Raw genomic sequence first — 18,246 nt, 5'->3', positions numbered from 1 at the left:
CCTCCTCATCGCGGGCGCGGATCAGAACAGGGTCGGGACACGCCGCACCGCCAGGGTCGGCTCGCGGTAGTCCCCGGCCTTCTGGCGCTTCGGCAGTTCGACGTCGAGCCCCGGGTACGGCTCGTAAGGCACTTGGCTCAGCAGGTGGCTGATGATGTTGAGCCGTCCGCGCTTCTTGACGTTGTTGTCCGCGACGAACCACGGCGCCCAGGCGGTATCGGTCGCCTCGAACATGGCGTCCCTCGCCCGGGAGTAGTCGTACCACCGCTTGTAGGACTTCAGGTCCATCGGCGACAGCTTCCAGGTCTTGCGCGGATCGTCCATGCGGCTTTTGAGCCGCCGGGTCTGTTCGTCCGCGCTGACCTCAAGCCAGTACTTGAGCAGGATGATGCCGGAGTCCACCATCGCCTTCTCCACCATCGGAGTCATGTTGAGGAACCTCTGGGTCTGCTCCGGGGTGCAGAAACCCATCACAGGCTCGACGCCCGCACGGTTGTACCAGCTGCGGTCGAAGATGACCACCTCGCCGGCCGCCGGGAAATGCGCCATGTAGCGCTGGAGGTACATCTGGGATTTTTCCCGGTCCGTCGGGGTGGGGAGCGCCACCACCCGGAACACCCGGGGGCTCACCCGCTCGACGATGCGCTTGATGGTGCCGCCCTTGCCGGCCGTGTCGCGGCCCTCGAACACGATGCAGATCTTGGCTCCGGTGGACTTCACCCATTCCTGCAGCGCGACCAGTTCGCCCTGCAGCTTGGCCATCTCCGCCTCGTATTCCTTGCGGCGCATTTTTGTCCCGAGCTCCTCGTCGGCGCTCTTCTTCTTTTTCTTGCCCACGATCGGCCTCCTAGTTGGATACTTCCTAGGGCGAATCAGGCAACTGCGCCGCGGCATCCATCGGACCGGCGCTTTCGTCCGCGGAACGGGCGGAAGGGCGCAGACACTTCAAGGGGCACTCTCGTACAGCGTGCTGCCAATCCCAGTGTTCACCGGGGCCGGGAGCCCGGTCTACGGCACTAAGACCCTAATGGGGTGCCGGTCTGCGGGGCGGCCGGCGCGGCGGGGGTCAGCGCGGGTGCCGGGCGCTGAGCCGCTGCACGGCCAGGGCGAGCCAGAGCTGCACCCGGTCCGAGGTCTGCGCCGGGTCGTAGCCGGTGAGTTCGGTGATCTGGGCGAGCCGGTAGCGGACGGTGTTGCGGTGCAGCGTCAGCGCCTCCGCCACGGCGGCCACGGAGCCGTTGTTGTTCAGGTAGCTCTCCAGCGTGGCCATCAGCTCGGCGCCATGGGCGGCGTCGAAGCTTCGGAGCGGATTCAGCGACTCGTTGGCCATGTCCGCCAGCGGCACGTCCTCGCTGGCCAGCAGCAGCGAAGTCAGGCTCAGCCGCTCCGGTTCGTTCACGGGCAGCCCGTGGCTGGCCGCATCGCGGGCCTCGAAGTAGCTCCAGCGCAGCCCGTTGGGTTTCGTGTACGCCCCGCCGATCCCGATGGTGGCGTGGATCCCGGCCTCGGCCAGATGGTCGCTGAGGCTCTTGGCCAGCGCGCTGGCGCCGCTGCCGTCGTCGGGCACCACCGCCACCAGGTCCTTGCCGACGACGGCGCTCACCGACTTCTCCAACTGCTGCGGCAGGGAGGACGTCCCGAGCTGCTTGAAGTGCGCCGCGGATTCGGCCAGCAGGACCACGTTCCGGCGGGTGCTGTTGACGCCGATCCCGGCCAGCCGCCGGGTGGCTTCGCTCGGGTCCAGGGTCCCGTGGATCACGTCCTCGAGGACCTGCCCGGCCAGGGCGCGCTGGGACTGGCGCTGCTTGACCATGTTGTTCAACTCGACGCTGATCAGGTTCTGGGCGTAGCCCACGATCCCCGAGTCCTCGAAGGGCTGCCTGATCCAGAGCGTGCACGCATCGCGGCGGCCGGTGGGAATCGGGAAGGACACCCAGCCGTCGGCGCTTGGAGCGGGGCTGCCGGGGACGCTGTGGTAAAGCTGGGCGGTGAACTGGGTCAGCACGATGTCGGTCCGCAGCATGGACCCGAGGTGCTTGAGGAGTTCGGCCAGGCCTCCGCCGGTGAGCAGGGCGCGGGCCAGGATCTGGTGTCCGGCAATGAGCCGCTCCAGCTTGGTGACGTGGTCCGCGGCCTGGGCGTCGGCGACGAGCTTGCCGATCGCGATGAACGGGGTCTCGTACGGCACCTCGACGACCGGCAGCCCCCAGCGGTTGGCCTCGGCGATCAGGGCCGGCGGCACGGCGTCGTGCGTCAGTCCGATGCCGAACCCGATCCCCACCGCCCCGGCGCGCTGGACCTGGCGGACGAAGCGGCGCTGTTCCGGGGCGCTCTTGAGCCGCATGCCGGTGGTGAGGATCAGTTCGCCGCCGTTGAGGAACCGCTGCGGGTCTTCCTGTTCGGTGACGGCCACCCAGACGATGTCCTGGTGCCAGGTTGTTTCGGCGAGGCCGGCCTTGGCCAGTTTGAGGGACGGCACCGCCAGCAGGGCAGCAAGGGAAATGGCCATGGATTCAGGATAGCCGCGGGTTGGTCAAGCGCACTAAAAAGTGCGGTGAACGGTGTGCAGGTGGCTATTCCCCCGGAGTGCCGGCTGGCATAGGCTCGGAGCAGTCTCATTGGGTCCTTTTTAGCGCGAAAGAGGTTGCACACCGTGGTTCAAACCTTGCAGAACTTCATCAACGGCGAGTTTGTCACGCCGGCCGGAACCGGATTGCTGAATATCGTCAATCCCACCAACGGCGAGATCGTCGCGAAGGCGCCCGTCTCGGTGCAGGCCGACGTCGATGCCGCCATGACCGCCGCGAAGGACGCCTTCAGGACGTGGAAGCGCACGACGCCGGGGCAGCGCCAGCTCATGCTGCTCAAGCTCGCCGACGCCGTCGAGGCGAACAGCGAGGAACTCGTCGAGGCCCAGCACCGCAACACCGGCCAGGTCCGCTCCCTGATCGCGTCCGAGGAAGTCGCCGCCGGCGCGGACCAGCTGCGCTTCTTCGCCGGCGCCGCCCGCATCATGGAGGGCAAGTCCGCCGGGGAATACTTCGAGGGCCACACCTCCTTCGTCCGGCGTGAGCCGATCGGCGTCGTCGCGCAGGTCGCGCCCTGGAACTACCCGTTCCTGATGGCGATCTGGAAGATCGGTCCGGCCCTGGCCGCGGGCAACACCGTGGTGCTCAAGCCCTCGGACACGACGCCGGAATCCACTCTCGTCCTGGCCCGCCTCGCCGGCGAGATCTTCCCGGCCGGCGTGCTCAACGTCGTCTTGGGCACCGGCGAGACCGGCGCCCTGATGGTCGAGCACAAGGTCCCCGGCCTGGTCTCGATCACCGGCTCCGTCCGGGCCGGCATCGCTGTCGCCTCCGGTGCCGCGAAGGGCCTCAAGCGCGCCCACCTGGAGCTCGGCGGCAAGGCCCCCGCAGTGGTTTTTGCCGACGCCGACATCAAAAAGAGCGCGGCGGCCATCGCCGAGTTCGCCTTCTTCAACGCCGGCCAGGACTGCACCGCGATCGCCCGCGTGCTGGTCCAGGACTCCGCCTACGACGATCTCGTCGCAGCCCTCGTGGAGCACACGAAGACCCTTCACACCGGCTCGCAGAACGACGAGGACAACTACTTCGGCCCCCTGAACAACATCAACCACTTCAACGCGGTCAAGTCCCTGGTGGAGTCCCTCCCGGAGAACTGCCGGATCGAGACCGGCGGCCACCAGGCGGGGGAGAAGGGCTACTTCTTTGAGCCCACGATCGTCACCGGAGCCAAGCAGAGTGACGACATCGTGCAGAAGGAAGCCTTCGGACCGGTCATCACGGTGCAGAAATTCAGCTCCGAGGAGGAGGCCGTCGAGCTGGCGAACGACGTCGACTACGCCCTCGCGTCCAGCGTCTGGACGTCCAACCACGGCACCGCCATGCGGCTGAGCCGCGACCTGGACTTCGGCGCCGTCTGGATCAACACGCATATCCTGCTCACCGCCGAAATGCCGCATGGCGGCTTCAAGCAGTCCGGCTACGGCAAGGACCTCTCCATGTACGGCGTGGAGGACTACACCCGCATCAAGCACGTGATGAGCGCGCTCGACGCCTAACGCGGATGCATGACGCCGTCGACTGACGCCGCCGCGCACCCCAGCCGTCCAGCCTCGCCGCCGAACCAGCACGCCAGAAAGGCTTTCCCATGACCACCACCGCCTCTGACATCACCTACCGCCTGGAGCAAAAGCGACGCGTCCAGGCCGATTTCCCGGGCCCCAAGTCCGTGGCCCTGACCGAGCGCCGCCAGGCCGTCGTCGCCGCCGGCGTCGCGTCCAGCGTCCCCGTGTTCGTCGCCGACGCCGACGGCGGCATCATCCGCGACGTCGACGGCAACTCCTTCATCGACCTCGGCTCCGGGATTGCCGTGACCAGCGTGGGCGCCTCCGATCCCGCCGTCGTCGGCGCGGTCAAGGAAGCCGTGGAGCACTTCACCCACACCTGCTTTATGATCACGCCCTACGAGGGCTACGTCGCCGTCGCCGAGCAGCTGAACCGGCTCACGCCCGGCGACCACGAGAAGCGCACCGTGCTGTTCAACTCCGGCGCCGAAGCCGTGGAGAACGCCGTCAAGGTGGCCCGCCTGGCCACCGGCCGGGACGCCGTCGTCGCGTTCGACCACGCCTACCATGGCCGCACCAACCTGACCATGGCGCTGACCGCCAAGGCCATGCCGTACAAGACCAACTTCGGCCCGTTCGCGCCCGAGGTCTACCGGATGCCGATGAGCTACCCCTACCGCGAGGAAAACCCGGCCATCACCGGGGCCGAGGCCGCCAAACGCGCCATCACCATGATCGAGAAGCAGATCGGCGGCGAGCAGGTGGCCGCGATCATCATCGAACCCATCCAGGGCGAGGGCGGCTTCATCGTCCCGGCAGAGGGGTTCCTGCCGGCGCTGGCCGCCTGGGCGAAGGACAACGGCGTCGTGTTCATCGCCGATGAGGTGCAGTCCGGCTTCTGCCGCACCGGTGAGTGGTTCGCCGTGAACCACGAGGGTGTTGTCCCGGACATCATCACGATGGCCAAGGGCATCGCCGGCGGCATGCCCCTCTCCGCCATCACCGGCCGCGCCGAGCTGCTCGACGCCGTCCACCCGGGCGGCCTCGGCGGCACCTACGGCGGCAACCCGGTGGCGTGCGCCGCGGCGCTGGCGTCCATCGGCTCAATGGAACAGTACGGCCTCAATGCCCGGGCCAGGCACATCGAGGAAATCGCCCTCGGCAAGCTGCGCGAACTCGCCGCGGAGCAGCCGGTGATCGGCGATGTCCGCGGCCGCGGCGCGATGCTGGCAATCGAACTGGTCCAGGCCGGTTCGAAGGAACCGAACCCGGAGCTGACCAAGGCCGTCGCCGCGGCCTGCCTCAAGGAGGGTGTGATCATCCTCACCTGCGGCACCTACGGCAACGTCATCCGGCTGCTGCCGCCGCTGGTGATCAGCGACGAGCTGCTGCTGGACGGCCTCCAGGTCCTGGCCGCGGCCATCAAGGCGAACGCCTGACGCCACCCCTCCGGTTGCCCTATCACTTTTGGTGCCCAAACCCCGGGTTTGGGCACCAAAAGTGATAGGGCAACCCTGGGGTTTGTTCCGGCTGCAGACCCAGAATCATGTACTTCTGGTGTCAGACGCCTCGACCCCGCCAGGCCCGGAACGGATGATTGCCCTGCTCAGGGCCGAATGTCACGGACCGGCAGCGCCAATTCCGGGCCCCGAAGGGCTAGAGTCGTTCCTACCACTGCACGAACGCAGACCGGCCGACGTCGCCCGGAACCCCCGGAGCAAAGCTGGCTTCTGCCACAGACCCAAAAGGGGTTCATAGATGCGATACGTAGTTGGCTACACACCCAGCGACCGCGGCGCCGACGCCGTTGCACTGGCCTCCGCGCTGGCCCGCGCCCAGGGCGCACATCTTGACCTCGTCTACGTCGTGGACCGCCGGACCCCCTACGTCTCTCCGCAGCCGGAGGGAAGCGGCGCCAGCGCCGCGGAGCAGGAAATGATCACCGCCGAACGGGAGGGTCTGTCCCTCATCCCCAAGGACGTCCAGGCGAAGTTCCATGTCCGCCACGCCGACTCCCACGCCGCCGGCCTGATTGATGCAGCCCTGGACTACGAGGCCGGCCTGATCGTTGTGGGTGCCGCCAGTGCGGGGTTGTTCAAGCGGTACACCATCGGCAGCGCGGCCAACGCCCTGCTCCACGCCTCGCCCGTTGCGGTGGCGCTGGCCCCCCGGGGCTACCGGCGCACGGAGCCGATCACGCGGCTGACCCTCGCGGTGGGCCAGCGGGCAGGCGCGGAGGCGGCAATCGACGTCGCCATTACGGCCGCGGAACGCCGCGGGGTCCCGCTGCGGCTGGTGTCCCTTGTGGAACTCGACGCCGAAGGGGACAGCGGTGAGAACATCAACGCGGCGCATATCCACGCCAATACCGTCCTCACCGCGGCCGCCCAACGGCTCCCGGCCGGGCACGACGTCAGCGTTGAGGTTGCCCACGGGCGCACGATTGAAGAAGCGATCGACGACCTCGAATGGGACGACGGCGAAATCATGATCGTGGGGTCGTCACGTCTGGCGGAGAAGAACAAGCTCTTCCTCGGCAGCACAGCCCACAAAGTGCTCCTGGCCCTGCCGGTGCCCATGGTGGTGGTGCCGCGCGACTACGCACGGATTAAGACGAGCCCGGCAGTCTGACAGCCCGGCAGCCTGATTTCAGTCGGAGCGACGCCGCGCCACTGCGCGTCGGATCCCGGCCCGCCAGTGCGTCATAATGACGACACATTGGCGGGCCATGGCTTTTTAAGGCCGGCGGCCGAAAATATCGCCGGGTAGTGAAGCATGTTAGCTCCTGCGTCTCGGGCGGCGTTTCCAAGTGATGAAGCCCCGCGATCGGGGTTCTTAGGGCCCTACGGAAGGCAACCAGCGCCAATGGTCGGGTAACCGCGGCTACGTATCCGAGTAGCTCCCCGCCGAACCGAGTACTGCGCTCTTCTGGCAGGCAAGTTATTCACGTAACCAGCACTCGTGTCCCCCTGCATGCATCCCCATATTTTGGAGGTATGCCGCACGCCGCAATCTAGGAGGCACAAGTTGGTTACCCAAAACGAGATGTCGGCGAAGATCACAGTCCTGCCCCTGGCACACGCATCTCTTCCGCAAAAGAAGCACATCTGTTTCCCCCCAAAAAACCTCCGACGATCTCCCGTTGAACTGGAAGCAGCAGGGGAGAGCCTCCGATGACACACCTCCAGAGCGTCGCCGTGACCGCCCAAGCGACCTTCGGCCGGGACGGCGCGATGTTCGAGGGCCTGCTCGACTTCGTGGCACAGCTGAGCCTGGTGCTGTGGACCACGGTGGTCCTCACTGTGGTCATCCGGTTCGTCGGCATCCAGATCTATCGGCGCCGCGCCGCCCGTACGGCCCTCGTCGAGACCGTGGCGCCGAGCGCCGCCGTTCCGGCCTCCACGGCCGCGATCGACCTGGTCCAGCCGGCCGCCGTCGCTGCGTCCGTGATGGTGCCGCGCCGCGCGGCTCGCAACCGGCGCGCTGAGTCCCGGTCAGCAGGGCACGTGCCCGCGCTCGCCGGCAACTCCACAGAGGTGTGAGCATGGACTTGGCGCTCGTGATCTTCTGGCTGTTCGCCGTCGTGAGCATCCTCTACGTCGTGCACTTCGGCCTGTTCCTGGTGGGCGCCAACTTCTACGACGTCTGGCAGCAGCGTCGGAAGGGGATGAGAGGCGTCCGGCTCCCCCCCGCGTACGAGGCGGAGTGCGCGGCGACGGCCACGTGGACCCGCCGTGCCCTCCCCGAGGTGCCCGGGCTAGTCTCCATCGCCATCGCTGCCCACAACGAAGAGGCGGTGATCGTCCGGACGCTTGACTCCATCCGGCGCAGCACCTACCGCTCCTACGAGGTCCTCGTCGCGGACGACGCGTCCACCGACCTCACCGGTCGGCTGGTCCGCGACTACCAGGTGCGTCACCCCGAGATGGACCTGCGCATCGTGCGGATGCGCAAGAACGTCGGCAAGGGCGCGGCACTGAACTCGGCGCTCCGCCGGCACGCCCGCGGTCAGTTCGTGATGACGATCGACGCCGACTCGATCATCGAGCCGGACGCCATCACGAACGCGCTGTCCTACTTCGACGACCCGTACGTGGCCGGTGTCGCCGCCAACGTGCAGATCCTGGAGGAGACGACGGTGCTCGGCATCCTGCAGCGGTTCGAGCACATGATCGGCTACCGCTCGAAGAAGTTCTTCTCGCTGCTGAACTGCGAGTTCGTGGTGGGTGGGGTGGCCTCCACCTATCGGATGCGTGTGCTGCGCAAAGTCGGCTTCTACGACACGGACACCATGACCGAGGACATCGGCCTGAGCGCGAAGATCACCAGCCTGGGCAACCGGCGCTTCCGCGTGGTCTATGGCGCTGACGTGGTCGCGAAGACTGAGGGCGTGCTCACGTTCCGCGCCTTGGCGAAGCAGCGCTACCGCTGGAAGTACGGGAGCCTCCAGAACCTCATCAAGTACCGCGGCATGATGCTCAACCCGAGCCGCCGGTACACCCGCACGTTGACCTACTACCGGATGCCGATGGCGCTGCTCGGCGAGTTCACGCTGCTCGTCTCGCCCCTGGCCTGGACGTACGCGGTCTACTGGTCGCTGGTCACGCAAACGCCCGCCCTGATACTCGGTGCGTACGCGACCATCACCGCCTACACACTGCTGACTGTCTGGATGTATGAGAACCTGACCGCGCGTGAACGCGTTCGGCTGTCCATGTACGCGCCGACGGCGTACTTCCTGTTCTACATCATGGACCTGGTGCAGTTGACGGCGGCGCTTCGCTGCATCGCGCGTTCGCGTGGCCTGTTCCGGCGTCCCAAGATCAACACCTGGAAGTCGCCGCAGCGGGCCGGCAGCGCGGTGGTGGTAGCTCGTGCCGCGTAAGCGCCGGCGGGTTCTCCGTGTGCTGCGGAATCCGCTCGTAGTCATCTCGGTGGTGGTCGTCATGGTCACCACCGGGTGGCTGCTGTATACCAGTGGGACGAGCAGCATCGCTCAGGCGCGGCCCGGCGCGAACCTGCTCCCCGCGCTCGGTTTGGCTGCGGCGGGCGCTCCGGCGGCGTCCGGCCCGGCGGCGCCCGCCGGCCCCATGGGCGGCTGGAACGTCAGCCACAGCAGGGACGCCCAGACCTCGCTGGAACTGGTCGACGGGCAGCTGGGCGGCCAGGCGCTGAAGCTCGACATCACCCAGTACGCCTCGGGCGATGTCACGCTGACGAGCCCACGGGTGGACGTCGAGCCCGGCAAGACCTACCTCTTCAAGGCGTTCGCCACCACCGACGCGGACTTCACGCTGCTGGCCCGCCGGCATCACCCCGACGGCAGCACGACCCTGGAGCAGCTGCAGGACCCTCTTGAACGGCCGGGCAATTCCCCGTTCACGGTGAGCGACGCGTTCCACAGCTCAGACACGACGACCGCGGTAGAGTACATCTTCCGGCTCGCAGCGAAGGGCACCGTCCGGGTCGAGGGCGCGTACCTCGAGGCGGCGGACGACGTCCGGCTGCCGCCCGCCGCGACGTCGGCCCCCAACCTCGTCCCCAACCCCGGGCTCGCCGGTCCACAGCCGGGCGCACCCGACTTATGGTCCCCATACGCCTCCGGGACGTCGACCGTGGAATCCGGGCGCGGCGGGGACGGGAACGGCAGCTTCCTCTGGACCCGCACCGCGAACTACCAGAACGGCGAGGCGAAGTGGCAGTACCAGCCGGTCCCGGTGACCCCCGACCGGTACTTCGAGTTCGGCGCGACCTACCAGTCCGAGCGCGAGGTGGACGTGGTGGCAGAGTTCGAGCTAGCGGACGGTGGGCGCGCATTCCACAACCTGGCGACGGTGCCGCCGGCGGGAGACTGGACGACGATCAGGGAGGCGTTCCAGATCCCAAACGGGGCAAAGACGGCGATGGTCACCCTGGTGTCGCACGGTGACGGCACCACCGGCGTCCGCGACTATTCGCTGACCGACGTCACCAAGCCAGGGCCCCTTCGCTGGGACCAGCCCATGGTCTCGATCACGTTCGACGACGGCTGGCAGTCGGTGTACGACCGCGCCCTGCCTCTGTTGAACGAGCACGGCTTCCGGTCCACCCAGTACGTCAATGCCAGTTCCATCGAGACGCCGAACTTCATGACGGCCGCCGAGGTGCAGCAGATGCACGAGGCCGGACACGAGATCGCCGCACACAGCTACGAACACCTCGACCTCACCTCCATCGCCACCAGCCGGCTGGACGAGCAGATGCGGAGGAGTGAGGAGGCGTTGGCGGCTGCCGGCCTGGGCACCGACGATCTGGCACCCCCGTACGGACGGTCCGACCCCCAGGTCGACTGGTACGCGAGCAAGTACTTCCAGATCATGCGCGGGACGGACGACGGCATCAACACCCGGCAAAACCTCAAACCGCACGATCTGAAGGTCTTATACGTGACCGACGAGACCACGCCCGACAAGCTGGCCGAAGCGCTCGCCGAGACGTCCCGAATGAACGGCTGGCTCATCCTCGTTTACCACCAGATCGCGACCCCCGAGTCGACCGGCACTCAGCAGAACACCATCGCGGGGGACCGGAGCACCATCACCAGCGAAGTCCTCGCCGCACAGCTGCAGCTCATCGACGCCAGCGGCATCGAAGTCCAGCCGGTCGCGCAGGCGTTCAAGCAGTTGCAGGGCCCGTGATCACAATTCGGCGGTGTAACCCGGCGCCGTCGGCCGCTCGAAATAAGGAGAACCTCATGACCAGGAGCAGATTCCGCATCGCGCGGGGGTGCACCAAGCTCGCCGCCGGGGCGGGGGCGGTGCTGGCGCTGACCGCAGCACTCCTGACACCGACGGCGGCGAACGCCGCCGTCGACAATCCTGCCCCCTCGCCGCTGGTGTCGTTCACCTTCGACGACGGCGACCAGAGCGCCCTGACGCAGGCTGCGCCGACGCTGCAGAAGTACGGTCTGACCGGCACCAACTACGTCATCACCAACTGCGTCGGCATGACGACCGTGCCGAACACCTGCCGGGCCAACACTGATATCCCGTACATGACCTGGGCCCAGATCAAGCAGCTGCAGACCACCTACGGCTGGGAGATCGGCTCGCACACGGTCGACCACCAGTGCCTCGTGAGCGTCGGAGGCGACTGCCAGAACAACAAGCTGACGGCCGCCCAGGTGGATGCCCAGCTGGCCAACAGCAAGGCTGCGCTGGCGGCACAGGGCATCAACGCGACCGCCTTCGCCGCGCCGTACGGCGACTACGACATGTCGGCGGTCGCCCGGGTGGCCAAGTACTACAGCTCGATGCGCGGCTTCGCCGACACAGGCAACAACATCTGGCCGCTGGGCGACTACCTGCTCCGCAACGTCCCCGTGCAGGAGGTCACCACCCCGGTCGCCACGCTGAAGGCGAAGGTCGACGAGGCGATCGCGAACAAGTCGTGGGTCGTGTTCACGTTCCACGACATCAGGCCGACGCCGAGCCAGAACCCGGACGACTACGAGTACGGCACGGCGGAGCTGGACCAGTTGGCCGCGTACGTGAAGACAAAGGTGACGGCCGGCCAGATCAAGAACGTCAACATCAGCAAGGGCCTGGTCAACGGCAGCCCCAACAAGCTCGCGAATCCGACGTTCAACAACGGACTAGGGGACGGCTGGCGCACCGACGCCCCGGCGACGATCACCGCGGACGCCGCGAACAACGGAAGCTACCCCGACTTCGCCAAGTCGGTGAAGCTGGTCTCGGGCGCCACGACGGGTCACCTGTTCTCGCCGACGGTTCCCGTGTCGCCAACGACGAACTACATGTTCAAGGCCTTCCTCAACGTGGCTTCGATCACGACCGGTGAGGTCGGGTTCTACGTCGACGAGTACAACTCGGCCGGGCAGTGGATCTCCGGGCAGTTCCGTAAGCGGGAGAACACTCGGTGGGTGGAGTCGATGAACTTCACCTACACGCCCAGCTCGACCAATGTGGCCTCGGCGAGCCTGCAGATCTGGGTGACCGGCACCGGCATCACGGCATATGTGGACAACGTGCAGATGCTGTCGCTCGCCGCGGAGACGGTCCCGCCGCCGGCATCCAACCTGGTCGCCAACGGCACCTTCGACGCCGGCATCGGCTCGGGCTGGACGACCGACTCGGCTGCCACCATTGTGGCCGACGCCGCGAACCACGGAAGCCCGGCCAACCCCGTGAACTCGGTCAAGCTGACGGCCACCACGGCGAACAAGCACCTGTTCTCCCCGCAGGTCGCGGTGACGCCCGGTACCTACAAGATCGCCGCGTACCTCAACGTCGCGGCGCGAACCAGCGGTGAGGTGGGGTTCTACATTGACGAGTACAACGCCGCCGGGCAGTGGATCTCCGGGCAGTATAAGCTCGGGGTAGCGGTCGCCGGTGTGACCAACGCCGACCTGACATATTCGCCCAGCACGACTGCGGTCGCCAAGGCGAGCCTGCAGGTCATCGTCCAGGGCAACTCCGGACTGCAGGCGTACTTCGACGACGTCCGCTGGACCAAGCCCTAACGACGAGGAAGAGGACCCAGGATGGCCGGGCGCCCACACGCACTGAAGGTGGTGCTGGCGTCCGGCCTTCTGCTAGCCCTCGCAGGCTGCACACCAAACGACCCGACACCGGAGCCCAACGTGGTAGTTGACCTGCTCCAGCAGGACTGGCAGCACACGCCGGGGGTGAAGGCCGGCGGCGACGGGCTGCAGGTCGCGGCCACCGCACGGAGCATCGTCGAGCAGGACGGCGGGGGAGGCCAGCCGAACCCGCCGCTCAACCTGGCCGGCACGCACCTCGTGGCCGAGGGGGACTTCTCCCTCAGCGCGTCATTCACCGACGTGACCTCCGACGCGTCCTGGACCGTCTACGACAGCCCGCCGGTGATAGCCGACGAGTTCCGGATCGAGCCGGGGGGCCTGCGCCTCACCCTCCGGGGCGACGACCTGGAGATTGCGGTCTTCGACGGCTCGCCCCAGAAGGACGTGACCAACCCCCAGCCGGCGCACGACGAGCATGTGACGGTCTCGGATCCGGAGGCCGCGCTCTCGGTGCGCCGGTCCGGGGATACGCTCGAGGTCGCCAGCGGCGGGGACACCGTGTCCTCGCTGCCCCTCGGCCGGGTGTTCGAATCGGGAAAGCTCTGGCTGGGGCTGTCGAGCGACGGCGGCTCCTTCCAGGTCAACTCCCTCACGGCCACCGCTCCGAAGGGCGCCTCCTTGGCCACCGCAGGCCCCGCCGTCGCGCAGGCCGAGCAGTCGGCGGACGGGCTGCAGGCCCTGGCCGCCCGGACCCGGCCGGACTTCAAGATCGGTGCGGCGGTGGCGCTCGGTCCGCTGACCAGCGACGAGGACTATGCGCGGAACTTGGTGTCCAACTTCGGCTCCGTCACAGCGGAGAACGCGATGAAGCCGCAGTTCCTCTCCCCGCAGCAGGGCGTGTATACCTTCGAGGAGGCCGACGCGATCCTCGCGATCGCCGAGAGCAAGGGCATGGCGGTGCACGGCCACACGATCGCCTTCACCGAGGCGATGCCCCGCTGGATGCAGGAGCTGCCCAGCGGCACGGACGCGGAGCGCCAGTCCAGCGCCACCGCGCTTCTCGACTACGTCACCACGGTGGTGACGCACTTCAAGGGACGGCTCGACTCGCTCGACGTCGTCAACGAGCCCTTCGACGTCGACCAGGGGACCAGCTTCCAGCAGAACATCTGGTACCGCGTCTTCGGGCCCGGCTACCCGGCGGTCGTCTCCAAGGCCGTCTACGACGCCGATCCGGACGTCTTGCAGTTCATCAACGAGAACGGGGCAGACGTGCCGGGGCGCCGACAGGACGCCCTGCTCAAGCTCGCGCTGGACACCAATGGGCTGGGCGGGCACATCTACGGCGTCGGCCTCCAGGCCCACGTCTACGACCTCAAGACCGACGCCATCTCAGCCGGCGATCTCACCGATACGCTCAATAACTTCGAGAACGCCGGGCTGCACGTCCGCATCTCGGAAAACGACGTAACGGACGGCCGCGGGACGGGCGCCCAGGCGAAGCAGTACGCCACGGTCCTGGCCACCTGCCTGCGCTCGCGTGCCTGCGTCTCCTACACGACGTGGGGCGTGGACGACCGCTACGACTGGTTGATCGACGACAACGGCCGCCTGCAGCAGGGCCACGACTTCCTGTTCGACGACGGGCAGCCAACGCCCGCGTACGACGAGATGAGGCGCGCGCTGGGCGGCTGACCGTTGGGTCTCCGACAGCCGCTCGAGATGACGGACGCCTCGTCGTCGTGGTAATCGGCGCAGCGGATCTGGCCACGCAGCGGATCTGGCCACGCAACTAATCTGGCTGGGCACCGGCGACCGACGCACCCGGGAGGGCAAAACACGCCGGGAAATCTTGCCGGGTGCACAATAAACGGCTCCCGGATACAGAAAGCCCAGGAGCCGTTTATCCATGCCTCTTGACAACCCGACCTAAATATCAGCCGCCGGCGGGCGCGACCACGACGGCCGGCGAGCCCTGGTTGACCGGGTTGGCAGTGGTGGAGGGGGCGACCACTCCGAACTCGTAGCCCTTGGCCCGCAGTGCGTCGATGGTGGTGGCCAAGTAGTTCCACTGCGACGCGGGGCAGGACAAGACGTCCTCAGCGTCATGGAGCAGGATCATCGCGCCGGGCGCCGCCTCCGCCATCACGTACTTTTGGACGCCGGCCGCACCGGGGCACTCGAAGTCGCCGGGGTTGCCAACGTCCCAGTGCCAGAGAACCCCGCCGCTCATCCCGATGTTCTTGAGGTAGCCCGAAGCGTAGGAGGTGCTGTTGCCGAACGGGAAGCGCATGAGCTTGGTCGCCTCGCCTGTGACGGCCTTGATGGCGGCGTTGGTGCGGTCGATCTGCTGCTTCTGCGCTGCTTGGCTAATCTCGGGGAAGTTGGCGTGGTCCCAAGAATGGTTGCCGATCACGTGCCCCTCCGCCTTGATCCGGCGGACGAGGTCGGGGTACTGCTGCGCGTGCGAGCCCTCGAGGAAGAACGTCGCTTTGACGCCCTTCTGCTTGAGGACGTCGAGGACGAACGCGGTGCGCTGGGGCGAGGGCCCGTCGTCGAAGGTCAGGCCGATCAGGGGCTTGTCGGCGGCCTGGGCCGCCACGGTCGGGCCGCCGGCCAGCAAGGCCACGGCCAAGGTCGCGGCGGCCAGGGCCGCGACGGAAAGTTTGATCTTCTTCATGGTGCTCTACTTCCGTTCTCGACGATATCTTGAACGTGGTTAGATGAGCACCTTACGGCGCCGCTGAGGTGCTGTAAACAGCTACTCGCTTGGCATGGCTCCGCGGGGGAACGGCTTGGTGTACGGCAGCTGGACGTCGACTCCGAAGCAGCTGGACGTTGACCCCGAACTTGGGCAAGACCTCAGGCGGCCGCGCGGGCCAGTTTCCGGTTCACGGAGTTCTTCCGCGCGGAGAGCAGCATGTCCACGGTGAGCACCAGCAGCGCCAGCCAGACGACGCCGAAGCCGATCCAGCGGTCCGTGGTCATGGGCTCATTGAACACGGCCAGCGCCACGATGAACTGCAGCACCGGAGCGAAGTACTGCAGCAGGCCGATCGTGGTCATCGGCAGCCGCCGGGCGGAGGCGCCGAAGAACAGCAGCGGCACGGCGGTGATAATGCCGGACGCCGCGAGGAGCCAGAAGTGCGCGGGGCCGAGGGCTGTAACCGTCGCGGCGCCGGTGAGCGCAAGGATAACCATCACGGCGGCGGCCACCGGCGCGAGCACGATCGTCTCGACCGAGAGGCTGGTGAGCGCATCAGCACGCGGGCCGACGCGCTTCTTGACGAAGCCGTAGAGGCCGAAGCTCAGGGCCAGGGTCAGGGCAATCCACGGCAGTTTGCCGTAGGACACCGTCAGAACGCCCACGGCGATGAAGCCGATTCCGACGGCGGCCCACTGCAGCGGCCGCAGTTTCTCCTTCAGCACCACGACGCCGAGCAGGACCGAGACCAGCGGGTTGATGAAGTAGCCCAGCGACGCTTCCACCGCCTGCCCGGTGGTCACGCCGTACACATAGGTCAGCCAGTTCACCGCGATCAGCACCGCCGCGATGATCAGCGGGAGGATCACCGTCCGGTTCCGGAACGCGGCTCCCAGGACGGGCCAGGAGCGGGTGACGGTTATCAGCAGGACGCAGAAGACCAGCGACCAGAGCACCCGGTTGGCCACAATTTCCACCGCGCCGGCCGGTTGCAGCAGGAAGAAGTACAGCGGCATCAGCCCCCACAGGCCGTACGCGCCGATCCCGAAGATGATGCCCGCCGTCGTATCCGTGTCCACTGCCTTCAGCGCGGCCGGCGGTCGCTTGGACGGGCCGCCGGAGGCAGGAGCGGCCGGGGCGCTCAGCGTGGCTGGGGAGAGGGATCCGTCGGGGGTAGGCACACGATTCATAACACCACCTCCGGGACCGCTATTCCTGCCTTTCGGATCCGATGCGCCCGGCGCCGGTCGCGGATCCCCGCGGTGTCGGTCACCGAAGCGCCCGTTCCTTACCGCGGACATTTAGAATAGGAGCTTGTGCGCTGCATGAATAGGCGCAGCCGCTAAGACTCAGAAGGGCTCCCGGTGTCCAACTCGGCCGAATCCACGTCCAAACGTCCGCTCCGCGTTGCGATTGTCGGCGCCGGACCGGCCGGCGTCTACGCCGCGGATATCCTGACCAAGTCCAACGAGGTCAAGGACGGCGACTTCGAGGTCAGCATCGACCTGTTCGAGGCGTACCCGGCACCGTACGGCCTGATCCGCTACGGCGTCGCCCCCGACCATCCCCGGATCAAGGGGATCGTCAACGCGCTGCACAAGGTCCTGGACCGCGGCGACATCCGCTTCCTCGGCAACGTCACCTACGGCCGCGACCTGACCCTGCACGATTTCCGCGCCTTTTACGACGCCGTGATCTTCTCCACCGGCGCCATCAAGGACGCGGACCTGGACATCCCCGGCGTCGAGCTCGAGGGGTCGTTCGGCGGGGCAGATTTCGTCTCCTGGTACGACGGGCACCCCGACGTTCCGCGCGACTGGCCGCTCGAGGCCAAGGAGATCGCGGTGATCGGCAACGGCAACGTGGCCCTCGACGTGGCGCGGATGCTGGTCAAGCACGCCGACGAGCTGCTGGTGACGGAAATCCCGGACAATGTTTATGCAGGCCTCAAGAACTCCCCGGTCACGGACGTGCACGTCTTCGGCCGCCGCGGACCGGCCCAGGTCAAGTTCACCCCGCTGGAACTGCGCGAACTCTCCCACGCCCGGGACGTCGACATCGTCCTGTACCCGGAGGACTTCGAGTTCGACGAGGCCTCGGACGAGGCGATCCGCGGCAACAACCAGATCCGCACCATGGTGAACACCCTGACGAACTGGCTGGTCGAGGAACACGCCGAGGCCGAGCAACCGTCCTCCCGCCGGCTGCACCTGCACTTCCTGCACAGCCCGGTCGAAATCCACGACGACGCCGCGCACCCCGGCAAGGTCACCGGCATCAAGTTCGAACGCATGCAGCTGGACGGCACCGGCAACGTCAAGGGCACGGGGGAGTACCTCGACTACCCGGTGCAGGCCGTCTACCGGGCGATCGGCTATCACGGATCGCCGCTGGACGAGCTGGAATACAACGCGCGCCGCGGCGTCATCCCCAACGAGGGCGGCCGGGTGCTCGACGCCGAGGGCAACCCCGTCCCGGGCATCTACGCCACGGGCTGGATCAAGCGCGGCCCCGTCGGCCTGATCGGACACACCAAGGGTGACGCGCTGGAAACGATCGGCTTCCTGCTCGAGGACCGCCTGAGCCTCCCGCCGGCGCAGAACCCGGATCCGCAGGCGATCATCGACCTGCTCGAGGAGCGCGGGATCGAATACACCACCTGGGAAGGCTGGAACAAGCTCGACGCCCGGGAACTGGCCCTCGGCGCAGAGTGGACCGCCTCCGCCGACGCCAACGGCATCGTGCGCGAACGCGTCAAGGTGGTTCCGCGCGAGGACATGGTGCAGATCTCCCGCGGCTGACCCCCGCCCCACTGCCCCGGCCGCACTGCCCCACTGCCCCGGCCGCGGAATCCGCTGCGGAAACGGACAGCCGCCACGCGGATCCACGCAGCGGCTGTCTGAATCCGGC

At 67.2% G+C, this 18,246-nt stretch carries 13 protein-coding genes; 9 read left to right on the top strand and 4 right to left on the bottom strand.

Annotated features, from left to right (window positions below; genetic code table 11):
• Nucleotides 1-21 precede the first annotated feature (21 nt).
• Nucleotides 22-837 carry a polyphosphate kinase 2 gene (ppk2, locus tag J2X01_RS11900; RefSeq protein WP_310057302.1) on the bottom strand — a complete coding sequence of 272 codons (816 nt, stop codon included), beginning with the start codon at nt 835-837 and terminating at the stop codon, nt 22-24.
• A 229-nt stretch (nt 838-1,066) separates the two neighbouring features.
• On the bottom strand, nt 1,067-2,509 hold the full coding sequence (locus tag J2X01_RS11895) for a PucR family transcriptional regulator (RefSeq protein ID WP_310057299.1): 1,443 nt from the start codon (nt 2,507-2,509) through the stop codon (nt 1,067-1,069).
• Between the two features lie 144 nt (nt 2,510-2,653).
• Between J2X01_RS11895 and J2X01_RS11890 the strand changes: the two genes are divergently transcribed.
• From J2X01_RS11890 to J2X01_RS11855, 8 genes are all read left to right on the top strand, one after another.
• On the top strand, nt 2,654-4,084 hold the full coding sequence (locus J2X01_RS11890) for a gamma-aminobutyraldehyde dehydrogenase (RefSeq protein ID WP_310057296.1): 1,431 nt from the start codon (nt 2,654-2,656) through the stop codon (nt 4,082-4,084).
• An 89-nt stretch (nt 4,085-4,173) separates the two neighbouring features.
• Nucleotides 4,174-5,529 carry a 4-aminobutyrate--2-oxoglutarate transaminase gene (gene gabT, locus J2X01_RS11885; RefSeq protein WP_310057293.1) on the top strand — a complete coding sequence of 452 codons (1,356 nt, stop codon included), beginning with the start codon at nt 4,174-4,176 and terminating at the stop codon, nt 5,527-5,529.
• Nucleotides 5,530-5,848: 319 nt separating this feature from the next.
• Nucleotides 5,849-6,721, top strand: coding sequence for a universal stress protein (locus tag J2X01_RS11880; protein WP_310057291.1), 873 nt, complete (start codon nt 5,849-5,851; stop codon nt 6,719-6,721).
• Between the two features lie 542 nt (nt 6,722-7,263).
• A complete protein-coding gene (locus J2X01_RS11875) occupies nt 7,264-7,632 on the top strand; it encodes a hypothetical protein (protein ID WP_310057289.1) in 369 nt (122 codons plus the stop codon).
• 2 nt (nt 7,633-7,634) lie between these two features.
• Entirely contained in the window at nt 7,635-8,975 is a 1,341-nt protein-coding gene (locus J2X01_RS11870; protein WP_310057286.1) for a glycosyltransferase family 2 protein, read from the top strand.
• Nucleotides 8,965-10,767, top strand: coding sequence for a polysaccharide deacetylase family protein (locus J2X01_RS11865; protein ID WP_310057282.1), 1,803 nt, complete (start codon nt 8,965-8,967; stop codon nt 10,765-10,767). The genes J2X01_RS11870 and J2X01_RS11865 overlap by 11 nt, the downstream gene beginning before the upstream one ends.
• A gap of 56 nt (nt 10,768-10,823) precedes the next feature.
• On the top strand, nt 10,824-12,611 hold the full coding sequence (locus tag J2X01_RS11860; protein WP_310057279.1) for a polysaccharide deacetylase family protein: 1,788 nt from the start codon (nt 10,824-10,826) through the stop codon (nt 12,609-12,611).
• 21 nt (nt 12,612-12,632) lie between these two features.
• Nucleotides 12,633-14,327 (top strand): endo-1,4-beta-xylanase, encoded by a 1,695-nt coding sequence (locus tag J2X01_RS11855; protein ID WP_310057276.1) that lies wholly within the window; start codon nt 12,633-12,635, stop codon nt 14,325-14,327.
• 241 nt (nt 14,328-14,568) lie between these two features.
• Here the strand turns inward: J2X01_RS11855 and J2X01_RS11850 are convergent, their stop codons facing one another.
• Together J2X01_RS11850 and rarD are read right to left on the bottom strand one after the other, a co-directional pair.
• Nucleotides 14,569-15,312, bottom strand: coding sequence for a polysaccharide deacetylase family protein (locus tag J2X01_RS11850; protein ID WP_310057273.1), 744 nt, complete (start codon nt 15,310-15,312; stop codon nt 14,569-14,571).
• A gap of 182 nt (nt 15,313-15,494) precedes the next feature.
• Entirely contained in the window at nt 15,495-16,526 is a 1,032-nt protein-coding gene (gene rarD / locus J2X01_RS11845) for an EamA family transporter RarD (RefSeq protein ID WP_310057269.1), read from the bottom strand.
• Nucleotides 16,527-16,700: 174 nt separating this feature from the next.
• On the opposite strand from rarD, the gene J2X01_RS11840 reads away from it, so the two are divergent.
• Nucleotides 16,701-18,137: an FAD-dependent oxidoreductase gene (locus J2X01_RS11840; protein ID WP_310057265.1), complete on the top strand. Its 1,437-nt coding sequence runs from the start codon at nt 16,701-16,703 to the stop codon at nt 18,135-18,137.
• Nucleotides 18,138-18,246 lie beyond the last annotated feature (109 nt).

Origin of the sequence: Arthrobacter ginsengisoli (assembly GCF_031456935.1) — a bacterium.
In the GTDB taxonomy this organism is placed as follows: domain Bacteria; phylum Actinomycetota; class Actinomycetes; order Actinomycetales; family Micrococcaceae; genus Arthrobacter; species Arthrobacter ginsengisoli.
This window is presented reverse-complemented; position numbering and strand designations above follow the sequence as displayed.

What these genes read in the sequence shown, in the direction of transcription:
- J2X01_RS11895 (WP_310057299.1), bottom strand. Translation starts at nt 2,509, where the DNA reads ATGGCCATTTCCCTTGCTGCCCTGCTGGCGGTGCCGTCCCTCAAACTG.
- gabT (WP_310057293.1), top strand. Translation starts at nt 4,174, where the DNA reads ATGACCACCACCGCCTCTGACATCACCTACCGCCTGGAGCAAAAGCGA.
- J2X01_RS11880 (WP_310057291.1), top strand. Translation starts at nt 5,849, where the DNA reads ATGCGATACGTAGTTGGCTACACACCCAGCGACCGCGGCGCCGACGCC.
- J2X01_RS11875 (WP_310057289.1), top strand. Translation starts at nt 7,264, where the DNA reads ATGACACACCTCCAGAGCGTCGCCGTGACCGCCCAAGCGACCTTCGGC.
- J2X01_RS11870 (WP_310057286.1), top strand. Translation starts at nt 7,635, where the DNA reads ATGGACTTGGCGCTCGTGATCTTCTGGCTGTTCGCCGTCGTGAGCATC.
- J2X01_RS11860 (WP_310057279.1), top strand. Translation starts at nt 10,824, where the DNA reads ATGACCAGGAGCAGATTCCGCATCGCGCGGGGGTGCACCAAGCTCGCC.
- J2X01_RS11855 (WP_310057276.1), top strand. Translation starts at nt 12,633, where the DNA reads ATGGCCGGGCGCCCACACGCACTGAAGGTGGTGCTGGCGTCCGGCCTT.
- J2X01_RS11850 (WP_310057273.1), bottom strand. Translation starts at nt 15,312, where the DNA reads ATGAAGAAGATCAAACTTTCCGTCGCGGCCCTGGCCGCCGCGACCTTG.
- rarD (WP_310057269.1), bottom strand. Translation starts at nt 16,526, where the DNA reads ATGAATCGTGTGCCTACCCCCGACGGATCCCTCTCCCCAGCCACGCTG.